This is a genomic window from Leyella lascolaii (assembly GCF_900079775.1).
Taxonomy (GTDB): Bacteria; Bacteroidota; Bacteroidia; order Bacteroidales; family Bacteroidaceae; genus Prevotella; species Prevotella lascolaii.
The window spans coordinates 23137-46257 of the sequence record NZ_LT556039.1 but is presented as its reverse complement, the minus strand read 5'-3'; the positions used below and the strand labels follow the sequence as shown (position 1 = coordinate 46257).

General features: G+C 43.8%; 15 protein-coding genes and 4 pseudogenes. 18 read left to right on the top strand and 1 reads right to left on the bottom strand.

Annotation, left to right across the window (positions count from 1 at the left end; translation table 11 throughout):
• The 16 genes and pseudogenes from BN4609_RS17335 to BN4609_RS17245 all read left to right on the top strand — a co-directional run.
• Nucleotides 1-837: pseudogene (locus BN4609_RS17335) on the top strand (RHS repeat-associated core domain-containing protein); the annotation flags it as partial.
• Between the two features lie 55 nt (nucleotides 838-892).
• Complete coding sequence (locus BN4609_RS17330; protein ID WP_438501686.1) at nucleotides 893-2659, top strand: RHS repeat domain-containing protein; 1767 nt, start codon at nucleotides 893-895, stop codon at nucleotides 2657-2659.
• A 1-nt stretch (nucleotide 2660) separates the two neighbouring features.
• On the top strand, nucleotides 2661-2996 hold the full coding sequence (locus BN4609_RS09090) for a hypothetical protein (RefSeq protein ID WP_068856417.1): 336 nt from the start codon (nucleotides 2661-2663) through the stop codon (nucleotides 2994-2996).
• An 819-nt stretch (nucleotides 2997-3815) separates the two neighbouring features.
• On the top strand, nucleotides 3816-6329 hold the full coding sequence (locus BN4609_RS09080; RefSeq protein WP_068856415.1) for an outer membrane beta-barrel protein: 2514 nt from the start codon (nucleotides 3816-3818) through the stop codon (nucleotides 6327-6329).
• 216 nt (nucleotides 6330-6545) lie between these two features.
• On the top strand, nucleotides 6546-7967 hold the full coding sequence (locus BN4609_RS09075) for a hypothetical protein (RefSeq protein ID WP_068856414.1): 1422 nt from the start codon (nucleotides 6546-6548) through the stop codon (nucleotides 7965-7967).
• 34 nt (nucleotides 7968-8001) lie between these two features.
• The gene (locus BN4609_RS09070; protein ID WP_068856413.1) at nucleotides 8002-8472 is read left to right on the top strand and encodes a calycin-like domain-containing protein; all 471 of its coding nucleotides are present in this window, start codon (nucleotides 8002-8004) and stop codon (nucleotides 8470-8472) included.
• 68 nt (nucleotides 8473-8540) lie between these two features.
• Nucleotides 8541-9182 (top strand): DUF4903 domain-containing protein, encoded by a 642-nt coding sequence (locus tag BN4609_RS09065; protein WP_068856412.1) that lies wholly within the window; start codon nucleotides 8541-8543, stop codon nucleotides 9180-9182.
• A 151-nt stretch (nucleotides 9183-9333) separates the two neighbouring features.
• Nucleotides 9334-11688, top strand: coding sequence for a TonB-dependent receptor (locus BN4609_RS09060; protein WP_068856410.1), 2355 nt, complete (start codon nucleotides 9334-9336; stop codon nucleotides 11686-11688).
• Nucleotides 11688-12635, top strand: coding sequence for an HmuY family protein (locus BN4609_RS09055; RefSeq protein WP_068856409.1), 948 nt, complete (start codon nucleotides 11688-11690; stop codon nucleotides 12633-12635). The genes BN4609_RS09060 and BN4609_RS09055 overlap by 1 nt, the downstream gene beginning before the upstream one ends.
• Nucleotides 12636-12647: 12 nt before the next feature.
• Entirely contained in the window at nucleotides 12648-13511 is an 864-nt protein-coding gene (locus tag BN4609_RS09050) for a hypothetical protein (protein WP_068856408.1), read from the top strand.
• On the top strand, nucleotides 13504-14379 hold the full coding sequence (locus BN4609_RS09045) for a hypothetical protein (RefSeq protein WP_068856407.1): 876 nt from the start codon (nucleotides 13504-13506) through the stop codon (nucleotides 14377-14379). Before BN4609_RS09050 ends, BN4609_RS09045 begins: the two co-directional genes overlap by 8 nt.
• A 25-nt stretch (nucleotides 14380-14404) precedes the next feature.
• Nucleotides 14405-15868 carry a PepSY domain-containing protein gene (locus BN4609_RS09040; RefSeq protein ID WP_068856421.1) on the top strand — a complete coding sequence of 488 codons (1464 nt, stop codon included), beginning with the start codon at nucleotides 14405-14407 and terminating at the stop codon, nucleotides 15866-15868.
• A gap of 640 nt (nucleotides 15869-16508) precedes the next feature.
• Complete coding sequence (locus BN4609_RS17255; RefSeq protein ID WP_068856406.1) at nucleotides 16509-18512, top strand: ATP-binding response regulator; 2004 nt, start codon at nucleotides 16509-16511, stop codon at nucleotides 18510-18512.
• A gap of 290 nt (nucleotides 18513-18802) precedes the next feature.
• Nucleotides 18803-19021, top strand: coding sequence for a response regulator (locus BN4609_RS17250; protein WP_084791486.1), 219 nt, complete (start codon nucleotides 18803-18805; stop codon nucleotides 19019-19021).
• Nucleotides 19022-19039: 18 nt separating this feature from the next.
• Complete coding sequence (locus BN4609_RS16985) at nucleotides 19040-20119, top strand: sigma-54 dependent transcriptional regulator (RefSeq protein WP_084791484.1); 1080 nt, start codon at nucleotides 19040-19042, stop codon at nucleotides 20117-20119.
• A 602-nt stretch (nucleotides 20120-20721) separates the two neighbouring features.
• Nucleotides 20722-20865, top strand: a pseudogene (locus BN4609_RS17245) (RteC domain-containing protein); the annotation flags it as partial.
• 191 nt (nucleotides 20866-21056) lie between these two features.
• On the opposite strand, the pseudogene BN4609_RS16190 reads toward BN4609_RS17245, so the two are convergent.
• Nucleotides 21057-21305: pseudogene (locus BN4609_RS16190) on the bottom strand (conjugal transfer protein TraG); the annotation flags it as partial.
• Between BN4609_RS16190 and BN4609_RS09010 the strand changes: the two are divergent.
• Nucleotides 21304-21561, top strand: a pseudogene (locus BN4609_RS09010) (RteC domain-containing protein); the annotation flags it as partial. The pseudogenes BN4609_RS16190 and BN4609_RS09010 overlap by 2 nt on opposite strands.
• 116 nt (nucleotides 21562-21677) lie before the next feature.
• Nucleotides 21678-23111, top strand: a complete 1434-nt coding sequence (locus BN4609_RS09005) for an ATP-binding protein (RefSeq protein WP_068856401.1) — start codon at nucleotides 21678-21680, stop codon at nucleotides 23109-23111.
• The last annotated feature ends 10 nt before the right edge of the window (nucleotides 23112-23121 follow it).

Sequence of the window (23121 nt, the reverse complement as noted above, 5' to 3'; positions counted from 1 at the left end):
GCCAACTACTACACGCAGGGCAATGTTACCGCCACATCCGTAGAGGATGCCAACGGCAACAAGTACACCGAGACAAAGAACCGTTACGACAGCTACTATCTGACTGCCGACGGTGACAAGTACACATTCGCAAAGCGTGACGTGAACCTTTGGAGTGACCGTGCATCTGCATTCGTACCTCTCCGCTATACTGCTAACTTGCAGTATGAGGGAGCGGCAAACGGTGTGGTTAAATCCGAGGCATGGAATGAGTACTACCTCAATGGCTATCATGGTGAGTTGAAGTCTTACAAGTACAGCGACAAGGGCAGTCTTGGCGAGGACGGAAACGGCAAGTTCGATTATGCGACTGCTATCAAATATACGGACAATGCAAGCAAGCACATCCTCGGACTTCCTGTTGATGTGACTGTTACAGGCGGTGACGGCTCACTCTATCACCATGTGACAGCGAAGTATAACACCAACTACGCCAACCACATCACGCAGATTACACAGCAGTTGAATGATGGCGAGGCTGTTACGGATTACAAGTACGACTCTTACGGCAACATCATCCAGAAGACTCTCCCTGCCAACGGCAAGGGACAGCGTATGTGGTACAAGTACCGCTATGAGCCTGAGATGAACATGTATGTTGAGCGCATTGACGATGCGTGGGGCTACCGCAGCGAGCAAGGCAATTTTGACTATCGCTATGGCATTGCCAAGGAGCATCGTGACCTCAACAACTTCTACTACGAGACTGATGTTGACGACCTCGGCCGCATCACTGGCGTGCGTGGTCCTAACGAGTTGGCTACACTATACATACGATGCCCTCTACCGTCTCGTTAGTGCAACTGGCACTTATACAGGTGCTGACAACAAGACCGCAAGCTACACTCTTGCGATGGGTTACGACAATATGCACCGTATCACTTCGAAGCGTCAGATTCTCACGCAGAACAACGTGCAGTTCAACGGCACATTGAATGCAGGTTATGATTTGTCATACACCTATGGAACAGAAACAGGCAAGAAGTTCCAACTTGCTAACGTGAAGGATGTGAACTACCGCACAGAGGAGACGCCTTCGGAGAGCGAGAATGTGAACAACAGCCATGCCTACGAGTATGATGCAAACGGAAACCTCGTTTATGTCAATACAAGCCGTACAAAGAAGGATGGCGTGGCTGATGAGAAGACCGCAGAACGAAAGCTCAAATGGGATGAGGAGAACCGCCTCCTTGCTTCTGATGACAACGGCTTTGTGACCAACTATTGGTATGATGCTGATGGTGAGCGCACGGTGAAGACTTCTGGCGAAAGTGACCAGGTGTATGTGAACTCCGAGTTTGCTGGAGGTCGCACGAACACCGCCAAGTTCTCATTGTATGTATCTCCTTACCTCGTTGCCAACCAAGGCGGACGTTACACCAAGCATATCTATATCGGTAGTCAGCGTGTCGTTTCCAAGATTGGTGACTTCGACTCTTACGGCTCAGACCCACGCCGCATCCAGTATGCAGGTAGTGAGACTGATGGCTTGTCTGTTGATTATAAGGTTAAATATGCCGGGCAGTTGCAGGTCATTAAGGATAATTATGCAACCTTTGCAGTGCCGTACAATGGCGAGGACAACAACGACTATGTGGATGGCAAGGGCTTCTGCTGCAATGACGGCAGCTTGGAAGCTGCGCAGACACGAGCTTTAGCGAGAGCTGCAAAGAATAACTTCCAAGAAGGCGACGCATACGAGAAGATGCAGTTCTACTACCACCCTGACCATTTGGGTAGCAGTAGTTACATCACCAACCTTGACGGCGAGGTGGTGCAACACATTGAGTATGTTCCTTTCGGTGAAGTGTTCATAGAGGAACGCAACAACATCTGGAATACACCTTATCTTTTCAATGCGAAGGAATTCGACGAGGAGACGGGATTGTATTACTATGGGGCGAGATACTATGAACCGAGGGTTTCCTTGTGGATAAGTACAGACCCAATGCAGGAAAAAACTTCAAATATTACAACTTATGCCTATTGCATCAATAATCCTGTAGCTTATATTGATCATGATGGAAAATTTAGTAAAAAATGGATGGCAAATATATCACGTACATGGTATAATCTTTGGCATAAACAAAAAGCGGGACCTATCATTGAAAATAAAGATGCAACTACCAGTAAATTCAAATACACATATAATACATATAGTGTAAATAATGGAGAATTTGCAATTACATCACATTATAAATTTGATACAACCGCATCTCAAAGAGTACAAGATATAGGAGATGGTATATCGTTAGCAGGATATGCTACAACATTAAGCGTTATTGGGGCTGAAGTTGGAGTTCCAATGGCTGCATTTGGTCAAACTGTTTCTTCTATAGGAACTGTAAGTGAATTCGTCTTAGACGTTGCCAATGGTGATTATGGAAATTCTGTTAAGAGTGCTATTTATAAAGGAATAGAATTTTTGGTTGAGAAAGGCATGAAAAAAATAGTTCCTGGATACGGTAAAAAAATTGGTGAAAAGGGATTTGAAATTGGAACAGAAATCCTAAAGCAAGGAACTAATCTAAAATTATCTGGAGCTGAAAGGATTACAGATATGATAATTGAAAAGAAACAAGAAGAAGCCAAGAACGATAGTACTATTAATAGAAAGTAATATGAGCTATATTTATATTTGGGGAATATTAGCATTTGTAACAGGAATTGCAATAATGTTTTCAGTTATTAAGCATAAGAAGTCGGTAAGTGCCATAAAAAATGGCACTTACTTGATTTTTTCAATTATGATGATATGCTTAGGAATAACAACAATCTTTTTAAAAAGATATGATAGTATTTGTGCAATATACTTTGGCATTACATTTCTAAATATCACATACAAGGATAGACGTGCTTTCCCACCGAGTTTTACAATAGACTATATAAATTATCTTAAAGGATATTTTGTTGGTTTTGGGTCTATAATGTATGGTTTGTTTAGAATTTTTGAATAAATAATCAAGTAATATGTCACGACTTATAAAAAACGTGAGTAGCAAAATTGCTATCAACGTTTTTTATAAGTCGCATATTTTTTACTTTTTTCAATACATAAAATTTTGCAGTCTCACCCTCTGGCTCATTACCAACAGAGTCTGTTAATATAATAAAGTTGGCATCCTTCACCTTGTAGAAGGTATGCTCACCGCTATAAGGACGCACAAGCATCAGGATGTTGTAGTCAAGCACTTGGAAAGTTCCTCTTAACCTTTCCTGTTTGTTCTACTTTTCATTGTATGACTGTATCAGCAAACAGGTACCATCAGCATTTAACGTGAGTGTTGTCTCAACATCAGACGGTAATACACCATAATATGTTCCAGTAATGGAATCTAAGCTGACTCTATTTTATAAAAATATCATTCGATTATAATTGAAATATATGCGTGTTGCCAAGTTTTCTATGATTATTGAAATATAGCGTAATACGTATAAAACCATTGATAGATCAGTATTTTGAGATAATGCTGCAATTCTATGCAATAAAATCAAATGTCAATCGTTCTTTAGATAAAACATAAAATAAAGACGTATGAAAGTATCAACAAAACGAGGATTCTTTTTCTTTCACAACTTTGCAATATACAAAGAACGCTTTGATTACAAGTGCAGAGATAAATTGAAATTTTGAAATACAATTATTTTTGCTCATTTTTTCACTTTCTTTAATGGATTCCCTTGGCAAGCCCTTTGGCACTTTACCTACTTCAAGGTATTGCAAATATACACCGATTTTCGTACCTTTGCAGCCGATTTTGAATATTCAAACCAAGATGAGGCTACGATATGCTTATGTGTCTGTGCTTTTGCTCATGTCCTTCTCAACAATAGCAAATGTATGGGCATCGTCTTCCCTTTCTCCTGACGGAAGGGCTTTCTCTTATGCTGTGTCGAGTGATACAGTAAGGGAGAGTCGTGCCTTATCAGAGGGCGATGGCGACTCTGTGGAAATGCAAAAAGAAGATTCCATCTTTAAGACGCTCAACCTCGGCGAAGTGGTGGTTACTGCTGCCATGAAGGAGGTGGAGATGAAGGGCGATACCACGGTTATCAATGCCAATGCTTTCCAGACTCCCGAAGGAGCATACCTCGAAGAACTCTTGAAGCGAGTGCCTGGATTGGAATACGAAAAGCAGAACAAGACGATGACCTACAACGGTCTTCCCATCAATGAAATCAATGTCAATGGCGAGAGTTTCTTTGGCGGCAACAGCACCCTCGCCCTCGAAAACCTGCCAGCCAAGTTGGTGAGCAAAATCAAGGTGTATGACAAGCGGAGCGAACTGGAGAAAATCACCAAGGTGCGCAAGGGCGGCGAAAACTATGTGCTCGACTTGCAGACCAAGCGAGAGTTCAACGGCACGCTGATTACTTCGGCAGGCATCGGCATAGGCAACAACGACAAGAAGGAGACAGAGTTAATATCCAACCTCTTCCGCCAGACTGGCGACAACATCTCCGTGATAGCTCGAAGTGGCAACCGATACATGACTTCTCGCTATCCCGACAACCGACAGGACAACGTGGCGATGAACTTTGCCAAGAAGTTCTCCAAGCGATTCACCCTCTATGGCAACATAATGTACAACCATTATGCCAGTGGCAACGAGAGCACCCTATATAGCGAGCAATATCTCACCACAGGCAACCGTTACCAGAACTCGGCATCCACCAGCACCAATCGCAACACGATGGGCAATGGTTCGTTGGGCATGAGGTGGAGCTTGGATGACAAGACCTATTTTAATATAGGTGGAAACTTCAGCAATTCGAAGAGCGACAACACCAGCGACAGCCAGCAATCCACCTCTTCAGAAGGCAATGAGCGTATCAACAGCATCACGAGAAACTCGAATTCGAAGAGCGACAGCCATTCGTTCTCCGTCAATGCCGACATCACCCGAGTGTTCAACGACAAGGGTACGAGCATCAGCCTCACGGGTAGTTACTCCGACAGCAAGAGTACCAACGAGTCACATTCCCTTTCCGAGACCACTTACTATCAGTTGGAGAGCAGTCTGGGTGGCGATTCCGTGCTTTATCGCAACCAATACCAGCACTCCCCCTCCACCAATCGTGCCTATTCCGTAGGCATCAACTTGACGCAACCCTTGGCTGAGAACTTGCGCCTGCAACTCGGTTATCGTTATTCTGCCACACGACAGATGAGCGACCGAAGTACTTACGAGAGCGAGGTGTATATGGATAGCCTAAGCAACCACACCCTGAGCAAGACCATTACCCACGACCTCAGCCTCTACCTCAATTATGATGGCAAGCAATGGGAGGCAAATGCAGGAGTGTTGATGCAGCCCGAGCGCAGGAGTCTTGACCAAAAGACCGGCTTGCTCCACGCCGACACGGTAAGGACGAGTGTGAACTGGAACCCACAGTTGAATGTGTCATGGCATCGGGGCAAGACTCGCTTCGAGCTGAATTATGACGGTAGTAGCCGACAGCCCGACCTCGGTAGCTTGATGTCGCTCACAGATAATAGCGACCCGCTGCACATCACCCATGGCAATCCTTCGCTCAAAGCATCCTATAATCAGAATTTCCGATTGACAGGTAGGAACACGCGCCTCGGGCTTTCGGGCGATGTACACTTTAGCAACATCTATAATAGTCAGACGCAAGCCGTCTTTTACAACCTTGCCACAGGTGGTACAGAGACTTATCCTGTGAATGTGAATGGCAACTGGAATATGCGTGCCAGTCTTCGCTATCAGAAGCGATGGAAGAAGCGGTTCAATCTCTCCGCTCGCACAGGTGCCAACTTTAGCCAAAGTGTAGCCTTGGTGAACGAGGGGAAGAGCGAGAAGCCAGACCGCAGCGTCACCCACAATACGTCGTATAATGCCAACCTTCGCTTGGGTTATCAGCCGAAATGGGGAGGCTTCGACTTGCAGGGCGATTGGCGTTATCGCCATGCCACCAACCAACTCCGGGGTACATCCAACTATACCCGAAGCTATAACTTTTCGCTGAATACTTACGCAGAACTTCCTCTTGGCTTCCAAGTCAAGAGCGATGTCGCCTACTCTTTCCGTAACGGCACCAACATCAAAAAAGGCGAAGACGACCAAGTGGTTTGGAACTTGGGGGCATCTTGGCGATTCCTCAAAAAGAAGCAAGCCGAGCTTTCGCTCTATTGGTCAGATATTCTCAGCGACAAGAAAAACTATTACCGCAATGTTACCGCCACAGGGCTCACCGAGAGTCGCACCTTCCAAATTGGTAGTTACTTTATCATTAGTTTTAAGTATCGAATAAACAAGCAATTATAGGAGCAATATAAACATTTACAAAAGCAAATATTACAAAAATTTTACAATTCTCCTATTCTGCAAATTATATAGAATGGTGATAAACCCTCACTAACAAGGAAAATATTTCATAATTTTTAGGTATTGTACATTATTTAATAAATATGTATCTTTGCAGCCACAAATTAAGGGTAATATTTCTAATTAATTATAAACATTTAAAAGAATAATAAAACAATGAAAATTTTAAAGAATTTCATCGGTCTCGCTGCAATGGCTCTTTGCCTCGGCTTCGCTTCTTGCAGCAGTGATGACGATGCACCTTCTTACAGCAATGTGGCAGTAAGCAACTCAGAGTTGATGACTATCCTCAAAGCTAAGGGATACCAGTTTGATGAAAATGGCAAAATGCTCCTTGACGACAAAGCCAACAGCACCACATCTCTCGACCTTTCAGGCACAAAGGTTGATACCGCTGCCTTGAAGGAACTTTCTGTTTTTCCTAATTTGAAGGCGTTGAACCTTAGCAACAATGGCTATGGTCCAGTTTTCCATATCGCTTCACTTCCTTCACAGATTACAGGTCTTGACTTGCAAGGCAATGACATCTATGACTTCGACGGTTTGGTAACAGCCAAGGTTGAGAATGATGAGGTGAAAGCTACTATCCTTCATGAGTTTACAAAACTTTATCTCCCTGCTTCTTGCAAGTATAATGTAGAGGACTTGATGCCTTTCTATACAGAGAATGAGGCGGAGAATAAGACAGTTGACATGCAAATGGTGAACGACAAGGGCTCTTTGGAGAAGTATAATACTTTGAGAGAGATTCCTGATGAGTACTTCCGTGCTTATTTGAAAAAGAAGTTTGCTTCATTGTTCACAGACGATACACACATAGATATTAGCAAACCAATGAAAAATTCAGAGCAGGGAGAAAGTATTCACTTATGGTATTCAAGTCAGTATGAAAATATAGATAAGATAAACTCAATTGAGGGAGTAGAATATTTTGTCAACAATCCTTATTATCAAGATTTTTATGTTTCAATTGGTTATACTAAACACTATACTATTGGATACATAATGCCAGGAGCTAACATTAAAGGACTTCAGTTCACTAATATTTCAACCCCTAATGGAGTTGATTTGACTAAAGCAAAAAAACTTGCAACTGTAACTTTTGGTAATGACGACTATTTGACATCTTTGGATTTGTCAAACACGGTTGTTGCCAATCAACAGCTTGATGACTTTGATGCGACTGTTTCCAATATGTTGGAAATTACCAATTGTAAGAATTTGTCAAGTTTAATGCTTCCAAAGAATCCTATTGGTGTAATCAATACAGTTCTTTTGTCTAATTTACCAAGTCTTAATAATGTAGATTTAAGTTCAATCAAAGCAATTTCAACTCTTTGCATATTTCAAATGCATAATGCAAGTATTAAGTACCCAGCATTGACCAATGTTTATTATGCTGCAAAAAATACATTGGAAGAATTAGCTTCAAAGCATAAGATTTCCTTCTGTTTATCAAAGAACGTTTTTGAAAAAAGTGAGACCCAGAATTTCATCACAAGTTACAAAGCAAGTCTTAGAGATAGATATTATTCATACGAAGAATATGATTCGTTCCCTTGGAGCGAAAACATCTAAATATAAATTATTATTCACAATTAATTAAAATTTTATGAAAAAGATTTATTTTATGCTTTTAGCCGTTGTAGCAATGGCTATGATGCCAAGTACAATGATGGCAGCATCTCTTAATGAAGCTGCTCCAATGAGTGTGGTTAAGGCTGGTAATATCAGCGGAACATTAGATGTTCAAATGGGAAGCCATACTAACACTTTCACTAATTTCAGTGATTTAACTGTTACCGAGAATAGTGATAACACTATCAACATCACCATCAACAATCTTCAGATAGGTTCTATGCCTGGCAAGATTTCTGTCAATGCCAAGAATGTTCCTTTGGATGGAACTACTGAAGAATATACTGAGGTTGTAACTTTCAAGTTCCTTGGAACTAGTTACTACAATGCTGATATTATGGCTAAGAAGAATGATGATGGTAAGTTGTATTTTGAAATTACAACTAAGGATGCCACATATTTAGGTGTACCATTCACAGCCATAGTTAAGTTTACTCAAAACTAATCAATAATTACTCACTTCCACTATGACATTTATTGCCATGGTAGAAGTGGGTATAGTAGTTTTACGTTATGAAGTTTTTCAAGACGTTCTTCACTGTATTTGTTTTCATATTTGGAGTTATAGGTATGTCTTCTTGTTCTTCCGATGAAGAAATAACAGATGCAGATGCAAATACTGAGTTGGTGAAAGAGGCAACGAACTATCTCAATGGTGAGATCGTTCTTAGTACAAACGCAACGATGAATGGAGTGAACAAGACCCTTTTACCAGAGGGATGTCCTACAAAGTTTAAGTTTGAATGGAGTAAGACTGACGCACAAATATTCACCATTTCTTTGCTTGACTTCACGGTCGGAAACATGGGAATGATTATCAATTTTAAGTGTGATGTCAAGACCATGGTTCTCAATTCTTGGGAGCAGAAAGAATATACAGGTGATGGTTGGATAAAGTTTAAGGGTGAAGACGGTTCTGTATGGGGAACAGACACAGACGGTTCTGCATCAAGTGCCAAAGGCAGTAGCGTGCAAGGCTATTACAATGCCAAAACACACGAAATTCAGTTCATCGTAAACTATAACATGATGAACGTTCGTTCCGAATGTTTTAAGCAGACTATTGACAAGTCACGTCTCGCAACATTTGATGCCGACAAGGCAAAGTACGAGGAAGACTTGAAAGCGTATAAAAAGGAGCACGGAATCAAATAAGAGACTGTAGCTTATATCTATAAAAGGAAAGAGGGGTATGCCCAGACATATCTCTCTTTCTTTTTGCAAGTAAAAAATGAAGGGAAGAGAAACAAGCCATAGCGAGGCTGAAATCGTGTAAGGATTTGGAAAAAATAGAATAGCAATATAAATGAAGACAATTAGAAATGTAATGCTCATCGGCTTGCTGCTGATACTCGCCCTCCCTGTCGCTGCACAGCGAAAGGTGAAGTTCGGTATCTTCGACAAAGCCACTGAGCAGCCAATCATCGGTGCAGTCATCACCTACGCCGACAACGAGAAATTGAAATCGCCACAGCGTGTTGTTACCAACATGGATGGTGAGGCTACTATCTCGGTGCCTCAGAGTGACAAGTGTTATTACCAGGTGGTATCCGTGGGTTACAACCCTCTGAAGGGAACCATCGGAAGCGACAACTCCCTCAAGCTCTTCATGACCGAGGACGTGATGAAGGTGAACGAGGTGGTGGTTACGGGTTCCCGTACCGCCCGACCTATCAAGCTCTCGCCAGTGAGCACGCAGGTGCTCGGCGGTAAGGAACTGGTAGATGCAGGCTATGCCGACTTGACCAAGGCGCTGCAACAGGAGACACCGGGTATGAATATCCAGAAAGTAGGTTTCGGCAACGAAATCTCCATGCAGGGCTTGGATGCCCGCCACGTGCTCTTCCTGCAGGATGGCGAGCGATTGACGGGCGACATGGCGGGTAACCTCGACTATGAGCGATTCAACCTCCATGCCATCGACCGCATCGAAATCGTGAAGGGTGCCAGCAGTACCCTCTATGGAAGCCGTGCATCGGGTGCCGTCATCAATCTTATCACCAAGAAGACCACCAAGCCTATCGACATTCAGGCTGGTGTGCGCTGGGGACAGATGAACGAGCGCAACTACAAGAACCCATCCAAAAAGGACTTCCTGTATATGTTTGAGAAGAATGCCGACCGCCCGAACCTGCAGAGCTGGGTATCGGCAGGATTCAATGCAGGCAAGGTAACTTCGCAGACGGATGTGTGGTATTCTTCGAGCGATGCCTTCTACATGTACCAGGCGGAGAACGACAAGAAGGTCTATACCCAAGAGGCGAACCCTTGGCTCGACCACGACGTGACCATTACCAGCGTGGCTTCCCGTCCGCCAATGGGCATCGAGGGTACAGAGCATATCTCGGTATCGCAGAAGGTATTCTACGACCCTTTCAAGAACCTGGAGATTCTTGCCTACGGTAGTGCGTTCTATATGAATACCTACGACCTCATTCAGGACATGACCTTCAGTCAGGCGCGTGACTGGACGGCTGGAACCAAGATTAAATATACATTCAAGGACTGGTTCAAGATTACCGCCTCCCTGCACGGCGACTTCTACGACCGCTTCAAGCGCCACGAGCGCATCGACGAGCGTACCAAGGTGTATAAGAGCCGTATCTTCCAGCCTCGCCTCTCCATCACCTCGCAGAAGTTCGAGGGCCACGACCTCATCCTCGGTATCGAGCACCTGAGCGATGACCTGACGAGCGACCGATTCAACGGCGATGCCTCCCACATCATGCGCACCCGTTCGCTGAAGGAAACGGAGGCTTTCCTGCAGGACGAGTGGACGATGAACGACCACTGGATGGTTTCGGCTGGCGTGAGGACCAACTTCAGCCGTGCCTTCGGACTGATGGCGATGCCTAAGATTGCCTTCAAGTGGAGTCCTTCGGATCACTGGGCATGGAGAGCCAACTATTCGATGGGCTACCGTTCGCCAAGCATCAAGGAGCTGTTCTTCCAATGGGACCACCTCGGCATGTTCATGATCAGGGGTAACGAGGACCTGAAGCCTGAGAAGAACAACTACGTGAGTCTGGGCACAGAGTACTCGAACGATAACTTCTTCATCTCGGGCAATGTGTATGGCAACTTCTTCCGCAAGAAGATAGAGGGTGTATGGCGCATCTACGACATGCAGTATAACTTTGAATACACCAACCTCGCCAAGCAGAACCTCATCGGACTGGAGACCATCATGCGCTGGCACTTCCTCAACCACTTCACGATGAATGCTACCTACAGCTACGTGAACGTGAGCAAGACGGATGGCATCCAGGTGAACACCACTTCGCCTCATGCTGCTACGGCGAGCCTCGACTATAAGTACAGCAAGAAGAACTACCGACTGGGCGCCACCTTCTCGGCAAGCTACATGGGTGAGAAGAAGTTTGATGTGCAGGACCGACTCTCTGTAAACGGTAAGAGCCACGATGCCTACTTCCGCTGCCAGTTGCCCCAGTATGTATTGTGCAATCTGTCGGTGATTCAGACCTTTTATAATAAGGTGAAGGTGACGGTGGGTGTGGATAACATCTTTAACTATGTGCCAAAGACCCTGGGTTCGGGCATCACCATGTTTAACGTGCCAGCCACGGCAGGAGCCAAGGCGCATGTGCAGGTGGAAGTGTTGGTAGATGAATTGGTAAAAGCATTTAGAAAGAAAAAATAATGAAGAAAGCATTACTATATATAATAGGTATGGCAGCCGCAATGACGAGCTGCGTATCTTACGAGGCTGAGGACTTCACAGGTCATACCTTGCCCCGAAAAACAGGTTATAGCACGGGTGTTACCGACGACTGGCTCTATTTTGACCTGAAGACGGGACATCGCTATAATGTGCTGAATCCTAACCAGAGTGTCATCGCCTTTATTGACGGCAAACCGATAGAGGAATATTTCCATTATAAAGGTACTACCAAGCTCGTAAAGTACTGGAGCGAGGGCGTACAGAAGAACATCTTCGAGGATGCAGAGCGTGATGAGAACGGCGATACCATCTTCACCAAGAACCAAGCTACAGGCAAGTTTACCTATAAGACGGTAAAAAGACAAGCCAGCAGCATTATGGTGATGGAGAATATGGAGGATGACCCAAACACCATGGCTTATCCTGCCACGGAATGGGACCTCGCCTTCGATGGTTACCAGCTTCGCACCAACAGTGGAACGAGCGGTATAGGCAAGGGCGGTGCTGCCGACCTGGGCTATGGCGAATATGACAAGTGGACGAGCAAGGCGCAGGTGGATGCTTATCTGGCTGAACACAACATGACCTTCGCCGTGGATGATTCAGCAAGCGTCTATGTCACCATGTCGCGGGAAGACTGGAACAAGTATTGCATCGCCAACAAACTGGATATGAACAAGAACCCTTGGTTCGACCCGAACAACGGACCAGCCAAGCAGTTGGTAAGCGGCAATCCGGTGCTCGAAAAGGCAATGACCTTCTCTGGTCCACCTCCAGTATATACTCCTTCTTTCCATACCTACGTAATCCGTTCATGGGATGGCGAGAGATATTACAAGCTCCAGATTATCTCCTGGTATGATGCCAATGTGCAGATAGGTGATGAGGGAGGAAGAATCAGTTATTACTTAGATGAATTAAAGTAAATATTAAACATTATGAAACAATTGAATTGGTGGAAATCTATCGCTTCGTTCCTCGTGGTACTATTTACCATGCCGTTGGGACATGCGCTGATGATGATAATGGATAAGACGATGACTCCTGAAGCTGTGCATTACTCAGCCTTCTTCATGGGGTTGGCAGGTCTTATCATGGTAGTAATCGGTGTCTTCGTAAAGGGAAACACCAAACAGACTCTTTGGGGACTTTTCGGAGGTCTGCTCTTCTGGACGGGTTGGATAGAGTTCCTGTTCCAGTACTATGCTACCCGCTGGGGTACACAGCCGGAGATGGAGAATGGCGAAGTTGTGACTCGCCCAGAATACCTCATCCTCCCTGCCACCTTCGGCATGTGGATGATGATTATGGTGCTCTACATCTTCTCAACCAAAAACGGATGTAACTTCATCAACTGGTGGCAGCGTGTTCTCTTCCGTTCCCGCAAGAACGAGATTGCCGCTCGTCCTATGACATATCATACAAGTATCGTTACTTTCATGGAACTGAACATGATTCTCTGGACTAGCTATCTCCTGTTGATGTTCTGCTACGACAAGAATTTCCTCGGCGACCATCATCCTGTAACTTCGGTTGTTGCCGCAGCTTGTCTGATAGGTAGTTTCTTCATCTTCCGAAAGCAGTTGCGTTTGAGCACATGGGGAGCCAATATCCGTATGGCTATCGCAACGGTTGTCGTGTTCTGGATACCTGTGGAAGTACTCGGTCGTTTGGACTTTTTCAAGGAGATTTGGATTGAGCCGGAGAAGTATACTACCCAGATGATTTGCATCCTCGTGGCATTCGTGGCATTGCTTTTGTATATCATGATAGCTGCAAGAAAGAAGAAGACACATGAGTAACAGAAAACTATATTGGTGGAAATCCATCGTGTCGATGGGCGTGATTTTAGGAAGCATGCCCATCGTTCATTTGGTGGCACGAGTATTGAAGGACAACTACGACGGCACGCAACTGTTGGGTGCTGGCATGGCTGTGGGATTCGTGGGCTTGGTGATGGTGGTGGTAGGTGTTTTCGTCAAGGGACAGACTCGCCAAACCTTGCTCGGACTCATTGGTGGTATGTTCTATTGGACAGGTTGGGTGGATTTCCTCTTCATGTATTATGCCCATCGTTGGGGCACACATGCTGAGATTGCCCCAGTGACAGGAGAAGTGTTGAGCCGCCCTGAATATCTTCTGCTCCCTGCCACCTTTGGCTTGTGGGCAATGGTGATGTTGCTCTACATCTTCTGTTCCCGAAATGCCTGCAACTTCCTCAACTGGTGGCAGACGCTCTTCTTGGGGAAGAACAAGCGACTCATCGCCGCTCGCCCGATGACACGCCACACCAGCATTGTTACCTTCATGGAAATCAACACAATGCTCTGGACTTGCTATCTCCTGCTGATGAACCTCTACGATCCTCAATTGTTTGGTCGTGAGAGTCCAGTCACCTTCGGTGTAGCCTTCGGTGCCTTGCTTTCCGCCCCATACGTATTTCGCAAGCAACTCCATCTGCCATCGTGGGGAGCGAACATCAGAATGGGAACAGCGACGGTCATCGTGTTCTGGATTGCGGTGGAGGCTTTCAATCGCACAGGTATCATCGGCAAGCTCATTGACCATCCGAGCGAATATCCTTGGCATTGGGTAGTGATGGGGATAGAACTTTGTTTCTTGGCAGGAAAGATTGTCAAGGATGCAAGGGCGAAGAAAGAAAAGAAATAAGATAGATAATCAGATAAGGAAATCAATGAAGAAAGGAACTTGGAGAAAACAACATAAATGGCTTGGTATCGGCTTGAGCTTCTTCATGTTGATGTTCTGCGTGTCAGGCATCCTGCTCAATCATCGTTCACTCATCAAGGAGGTGAACGTGAGCAGGAAGTACCTGCCAAGTCGTTATGAGTTTCGGAATTGGAATGGTGGATTGCTACGAGGCACGCTTGACATTGGCAAAGATTTTATGGTAGATTCCATGAGGAATGTGGATTCTTGTCGCCAACTGTTGCTTTATGGCAATGGTGGCATCTGGCTTACCGACTCCAAGGCTTCCTACTTCAAGGATTTCAATGAGGGGTTGCCAGAAGGTGCAGACTATCGTCAAATCAAAAATGTCATAAGGCTTGATAATGGAAGGATATTTGCAGTCTCACCTTTCGGGCTTTATCGCTATGGAGTGCATAGCAAATGGTATAAGGTGAATATGTCACTGGAGGATGAGGAGAAATTTACGGACATCGCTTCGCATGGCGACACCCTTGTAGTGCTCAGTCGTTCCTTTGTCTATACCTCGCTTCCTCCTTATAAGACTTTTAAGCGCATTCAACTTCATGCGCCAAAGGATTATGACGGCAAAGTAACAGCCTTTCGTATCGTTTGGCTACTCCATAGTGGAGAACTTTTCGGAATAACAGGAAAGATTGTGGTTGATGCCATAGCCATTATTCTTGTGGTTCTCTGTATTACGGGTATCGTCTTTTGGCTGAGACCGAAGCGAAAGGCATTACTGCAAACATCGCTTCATCTGCATGACAGAATCGGGCGATATACTATCATACTTGCGCTCTTGATTGCACTGACGGGTTGGTGTCTCCGCCCTCCTGTGATGATAGCATTAGTGTTAAGCAAGATTCCGTCTATCCCAGGCACAACACTCAGAAGCAAGAATCCTTGGAACGACAAGCTCCGCATGATTCGTTATGATGAGAGCTGCCATGATTGGCTATTATCCTCATCGGAAGGATTCTATTCATTGAACATCAAAAATGCTACAGTGAAAGTTATTACTTCTGTTCCACCTGTCAGCGTGATGGGATTGAATGTATTACAGAAAGATGCAAATGGTAGATGGCTTTGCGGTTCATTTAGCGGCTTGTTTGTTTGGGACAGACGACAAGGAACTACTACCGATTACTTTACGAACAAACCTGCACCGAATGAAGCAGGAGCACCATTCGGAAAGAAAGCTGTCGCAGGTATGAGCCAAGACTTTTCCACCTTTGTCGTAGCGGAATATTACGAGGGAACAAACTTTGCCCCTCAACCTTCGAGCATGAACCAACTTCCGATGTCGCTTTGGAATGTGGCATTAGAGGTGCATAGTGGCAGAATTTTCATTGGAACGATAGCCACATACATATTCATCTTTGTTATGGGCATTCTTGCGTTTTGGTGCTTGTGGTCGGGCTATAAAATTAGGTTAAAAAAGAAATAATATTGCACAAAATCCAATTCTCATTAAATGCGAAAACAAAACTGATGGTGGCGAGGTAAAAAAACAAAAATTCTTGATTGTGACATTTTAACTTTTTTCTGAATATAAATTTAGAAAAAGAGACTCTTCCCTCTTGTTGAAGACAAAAGGTGGTAAGCAATTTATTGAGATGGATCACTGGATTGACGAAGCAACATCATCTCTCCTCCAAGATATTGCGATATTACAGCCATTGGCTACGACTTGTATTTATGAAAAACTGATGATGTTAGAAGTGAAGTTCTGAATGGTAAAGGTGTAAGAGTTAGGTAAACGACTCTCTCATTTACTCATTGATAAAGCTGACAACGCAAAAGACTTTTCAATAAGATTCAAAAGGATGGTAGGATTGAAACTCTTGCCATCCTTTTTCGATTAAGTCTCACAATCTACACTTTATCAGCTTTTGGCTTTGTTGTCAACAATTATTATTCAACAACGGTTCTTTTCTGACAATATGCTATTTCTACCAAGAAATTACATAAAAGTTGTTATAATATATGTAAATATTCGTCTTTGATGCTTTCTGTCATTATCTTTGCCGATTAAAATGTTAGTGCAAAGCAATAATGAAGTAATAGAAACGTAAAAAGCAAACAACATGGAACGCAAAGAACAGACCGGGCATATCTGTAGATGGATGGCTTTAGGCATCATGACTGCCATCGTCATCGTAGGATGTACTGTAATCGGCCTATTTGAATGGCGCGACAGAAAGGAGATTGAGTGTAGAAATGCAGAACTGCATCAGTGGCGAAAGAATGTGCATGACTTAAACTTGCACATAACGGAATTGTCACTGCTTGGTGAAATGYTTGCYGATTGGGACTCAACAGATGTAAATGAGTATCATTCGCTTCGATTGGAAGTGGACAGTATGCTTCAAGGCATCGCAGGTATTTGTCCGAAAGAAGATTCTGATACYATCTGCCYTCTTCTTGCAGAAAAGGAACAGCTCCTTCTGGATATAAAGGATGCRATGCAGGAWCTGAATGCCACTCAAGAAAAGCTGACCGCAGAAGTTCCAAGAATTGTAGAGCAGAATAAYACTGAAAGCAAAAGACTTTCAGCTATGCCACAGCAGGCAAAGCCAAAGAAGCGKGGTTTCTTCAGCAGATTGTTCGGCAAGAAAGAAAATGSAGTAACAACAGGCAACCGTTTAACCCAAACTGAAAAGATGCTCACCAACCTAAACCAAACGGTTGTTGCTAAACATCACCAGCAAAGCCGTAAGYTAGTGGAGATWTTGGATAGTCTMGGAAACAGAAATGAAYGTATCAATAAGCAGTTGCAAAGAGTAATCAGCATAGCTGATGWGAATGTGGATAAAGGCATKAAAGTTCGTGAGCGACAAATCGCAGACTTGGAAGGCAATTATACCTATTATTATATAGGYATGATAGGATTGTTGATATTGGTATTTTTCGTATTATTCCTATTGGTGTGGCGATTRGCATTCAAGACACGTAAGAGCAAGGAAGAAACAAGAAAGGTGATGCTGACWGTAACYCATGAGATGCGCAGTCCTTTGTCTGCCATCAAGGATTATGCTCGCAAGATTAGCGGACTTGAWGATGCTACGGATGAAAGCAAACGATATGCCGACTTGATTGTTGACACATCGAAAGGCTTGACRTCTATGATWGACAGTTTCCTGGTTTACTCCAAATTAGCGAATGGAAAGGCGACCGTCAAGGAACGCCCTTTCCGTATGATGGACATTGCCGAGCAATTAAAGATGGAGTATGAGCCCTTTGCTGCGAAGAAACAACTTGAATTGAGCGTCAYCAATAAGGCAGATGGTGTTGTCAATGGAGACAAGGAAAAGGTGCTTACAATAGGACGCAATCTGCTTTCCAATGCCATCAAATATACMGGAAAGGGTGAGATAGTATTGTCCACAACCTATAAGAATGGTGTATTCATGCTAAWGGTTAAGGATACAGGAACAGGATTGGATGACAAYCAACAAAAACAAATCTTCAAGGAATTTGCAAGATTGGGAAATGCGGTCACCCAACCGGGATTTGGCTTGGGYCTTTCCATTGTCAAGAACCTCGTTTCACTGATGAAAGGAAAAATCGATGTGTCCAGTCACCAAGGGCTMGGAAGTATTTTTACCATTAGTCTTCCTATGGCTGCAGCCGAAAAGCAGAATGTGGAACCAATCCAGTATAGAACMAAACGACAAGATTCGTTTACTGTCATTGCCATTGATGATAGRCATGTGCAACTGAGTACCATCCGTGAGGCGTTTGCATCYAACGGCATCGRATGTGACACTTGTAATAATGCCACGGATTTATTGGATATGATGCGCAAAAAATCWTATGATCTGCTGATAACGGATTTGAAGATGGCTGAAGTGAATGGTATRGAGATTCTGGAAATGATGCGTATYGTGAACGTMCGTAACTCCAAGACCATTCCTGTTGTRGTTATGACAGCAGCACCAAATGTGAGTGAGCAAGAACTGCTTGATGCAGGATTTGTCGCTTGRCTGTTCAAGCCGATGTCTGACAAGGATTTYATAAACACTGCAAGAAAGTGTGTGAARGGRAAYATAGCAGAAAAACAAATAGACTTCTCTATGTTGCTGACCTARGGCAATGAAAAAGAGACTRTGGAGAATTTCGTAAAGGAAATGACTGARACATTGGGCAGTATCCGTAATGCAGCCCAAGAGGAGAACCGCAAGAAAATGTCCGATGCCATTCARCACGCAAGAAGCTCGTGGATGATGGTACAATCTGACGAGTCTTTGAACCATCTCTTTGACCTGATTGAAGATTCTACATCATCAGARGACGTTATCAACCAAGCGGTTGAGGATGTTTTCGCACATGGTGAGGCAATCATCAAAGCCGCACAAAAGAAAATTGAGGAGGTAACAGCATGAAGAAAGTAATAATCATTGAAGACAGCCCGACATTTTGTAATATGTTGGGCAAGAAGTTGGAYGCGAAGGGATGGAAAACAATCTTATGCTACAATTACAGAGATGGTCTGAAAGCTGTGAYGGAATCCTCTGAATGGGATGTTGTCATTTCGGATATGCGCTTGGGGAATGATAACGGRATCGACCTGTTGGAATGGATGCGTAGTAACGGCTARCAMAATCCATTTATRATCATGACATCTTACGATGAAAGCATGAGTGCCGTGAGGACTATGAAYTTGGGAGCYGAAGACTATATACCGAAGAAATTYTTGCTTGATGTAGTTTATGAACGTTTGGAAGAAATCATAGACAAGCAGAAACGACTCGTKGAGTTGAATAACAAGATTGTTTACCGCAAAAGTGAGAAGTTTCGCCGTATATACAAAATGGCAGAATTGTTTGCCAAAAGCGACATGGCTGTTATGATATTGGGKGACAACGGWACWGGCAAAGAACATATAGCGGAAAAGATACATCTGCAAAGCAAAAGAGCCGACAAGCCTTTTGAGGTAGTAGATTGCGGTACGCTTTCTGCGGAACTTGCCGTTTCCGCTCTCTTCGGYCATGAGAAAGGYGCATTCACAAGTGCYGACGCAGCAAGAAAAGGTTACTTTGAATTGGCTGCTGGAGGTACGCTGTTCTTGGACGAGATAGGCAACCTGCCGAAAGACGTACAGGCGATGCTGRTGCGTGTGTTGCAATCCAAGAGCTACCGACCATTGGGAGCTACAAAAGATAAAGTGGCTGATGTGCGCATTATTGCCGCCACCAARGAAAACCTGCAAGAGGCAGTTCGGGAAGGACGATTCAGAAGCGACCTGTATTATCGACTTCACGAAGCYGTTATTGAGATTCCACGGTTGCGGGATTGCAAGGAAGATATTATGCCATTAGCTAACTTCTTCCTGAAACTATATGATAGGCATACGGACAAAGAAATAAAATGTATCAGTAAGGAAGCYCAAAGGGCACTTGTAAGCCATACATGGCCAGGTAATGTGCGTGAGTTGAAATCATGTATCATGCGAGCTATGCTGTTATGRGAGAATGAGATAATAGATGTCGAGGACTTGCAGTTGTCACAATCYYCATTGACAGAAGAGGCTTTGYACTTTGATGAACAAGAACGRAAGATCAATCGAGAGCGTATCTTGTGGGCTTTGAAGCAATGCAATGGCATCAAGCGTGATGCGGCAAAAATGTTGGAAATGAGCCATACTACATTCTATGCCCGTATGAAAGAGTATGGTATTCCTACTAARAAGTRGTAARGGTATAAGAACCGTGTAAGGAAGATTGGACGAGTGTCCGGTTTTCCTTACACTATTTCTGCTTGCAATTCCCTTGTGAAAATCTTATTCTCTTGATAAAGTTYCTGATTATCAGGAAATATCATCATCCAATTGTTTAGARTGTCTTGGAATGGCATAGGTATTGGACTAATAAATGYTGTGCGCACYYAWACATCAAATTAGTACAAACCCATAAAAGAMACAGKAACATGGAATACAACATATTGATAGAGACTGATTTTTTCAACTTGCTGAATGCAGGTCATAAGAACAAAGGTGGTAACGCTTTGGAGAACTCATATCGTGAGTTTATCAAGGTTGTGGTTGATTTATGCAGCACRAACGTGAAGCAAGCGGTCTTTGCACTGTCATACGCAGAYACCGAGCTTGACTTTCATCTGTCAATGCCCCATATAAAGGATTGTTTGGGAACCGTAGGCTTGTATGTGCGCAAYGCWATTGCATTTGTCCGKAGYATGCAAGAGCATGTGGCAGCAACATATCATCTTCATGTGACRACATCCACTTCAGAAGCCTCTCCGCCAGTATCATCAGAATRAAAYCCATTAGTYAAATGGACRGGCAATGCCGTTGACCTTGTAGAAATGGTATATGGCATCTGCGTAATGGGAAGCGTGAARGATGGCGATGTGAAYTTCAAGGACTTGGCGCAAGCCATGTACCAGTTCTTCGGRATCAAAGCCAAGGACTGCTATCGTTTCTARACCGACATCAGAAGACGCAAGAACCATAGCCGTACTTATTTCCTTGACAGAATGCAGGAGAAGTTGAACGACAAGATGCGAAAGGATGATGAATTGGAAAGAATGAGACGATAAAAAACGATAAATCCCATATATGTATGCAGGGGCGAGTAACAGAAAGGACAATTCCTAAAAGTTACTCGCCTTATTGTTTATTTCTGTATGAGATGCTTTAAGCTCTCGTCACCAGCGATGCGCTCCAGCTCGTCCTTGACAATCAGCTTGACATCCTCCTTGATTTGGTTGTAATTGTCCAGAATAGCTTGCTTCATGCAGTCGTTGCCATCGGCATCCTTGAAATCGTTGATGATAGGGATAGGCTGATAATGGCTTTCCTCTCGCTTTACTTTGTCGGTGTCAACGACAATCTCGGCATGGAAGATCTTCTGCTCTATGCGNGGCAATGCCGTTGACCTTGTAGAAATGGTATATGGCATCTGCGTAATGGGAAGCGTGAACGATGGCGATGTGAAATTCAAGGACTTGGCGCAAGCCATGTACCAGTTCTTCGGTATCAAAGCCAAGGACTGCTATCGTTTCTATACCGACATCAGAAGACGCAAGAACTATAGTCGCACCTATTTTCTGGACAAGATGCAGGAGAAGTTGAATGAGAAAATGCGGAGGGATGATGAATTGGAAAGAATGAGACGATGAAATTGCGCCATTATTTGGGATAATTGTATAATAATCATTAAGATTTTTACAGAAACACCCAATTTTGGATATTTATCTGTATTTTTGCAATTTTAATAGTAACAAAACTTGCAAACATGACATATCAAGATATAGAAGCCCTAACAATAAAGAAAGAGGGGAATAGCTTGGAGTTTAAGGAATCGACAGGTCAATTAGATCGTTCGATGGAGACTCTATGCGCATTTCTCAATGGTGAGGGCGGCACAATCCTTTATGGAGTAAAGGACGATGGAAAAATCATAGGACAAACGGTATCTGACAGTACAAAACGTTCTATTGCAGAAGCAGTCAATCGTATAGAGCCTTTTGTGGATTTAGAAATCACCTATGTTGCTATTCCCGGCACTGAAAAATATGTCATTGTCATTTTTGTTGAGGAGCAACGTTTTATGCGTCCTTTCACATACAAAGGAAGAGCTTATCAGCGAATTGAAAGCACCACAACCGTCATGCCACAGGAACGGTACAATCACTTATTGATGGAACGAGGTGGCAAGTATGGTTGGGAAGCGATGATTAATCCTGACTTGAAAATAGCGGATCTGGACGAAAATGCTATTCTCGGTGCTGTTCGAGAGGGAATAAGAAACGGAAGACTTCCTGAAACGACAATACGTGAGGAGATACCTGTCATTCTGAAAAAGTTCCGTTTACTCAATGACGGGAAACTGAATAATGCCGCTGCCGTATTGTTCGGCAAAGAGTTGTATGATTATCCACAGTGTTTGCTTCGTATGGCACGTTTCAAGGGAACTACAAAGGAAGAGTTTATTGACAACCAACGTGCGGAAGGCAACATATATGAACTGCTTGATGCAGCAATGGCATTCTTCTTTAAACACCTCTCATTGTCTGGAAAGATAAATGGTCTGTATCGTGAAGAGGAACTGAGCATCCCTTACAAGGCTTTGAGAGAAAGTTGTATCAACTCTTTCTGTCATAGGTCCTATCATCACCCTGGGAGTTCAGTCAGCATTGCCATTTATGATGACCGGGTAGAAATAAGAAATACGGGAACATTTCCTGCAGATCTGCCAATAGAGCGTCTAATGGAGGAGCATGATTCCAAACCACAGAATCCAATAATTGCCAATGTACTCTACAAGAGTAAAATTTTGGAAAGTTGGGGACGTGGTATAAGCACGATGGTAGGTGAATGTAAGCGTGTCGGATTGCCTGCTCCGGAAATCAATACGGATGGTAATTTTGTATGGGTCGTTTTTAAATATAATAGAAGCAGTGTGGTAGTCACCCCACAGTCACCCCACAGTTACCCCACAGCTACCCCACAGCTCAAAAAGGTTATATCTGTAATAGGTACTGCGACTTTGTCTGCAAAAGAGATAATGGAGATAATGTCCTTGAAAGATAAGACCCATTTTCTTGATAAATATCTATATCCAGCAATTGAGCAAGGATATGTTGGACAGTTACACCCAGAGAATCCTAAACACCCTGGGCAAAAATATATGCTTACCTCAAAAGGTAAAGCCTTATTGAATGAATAGGAACGACAAA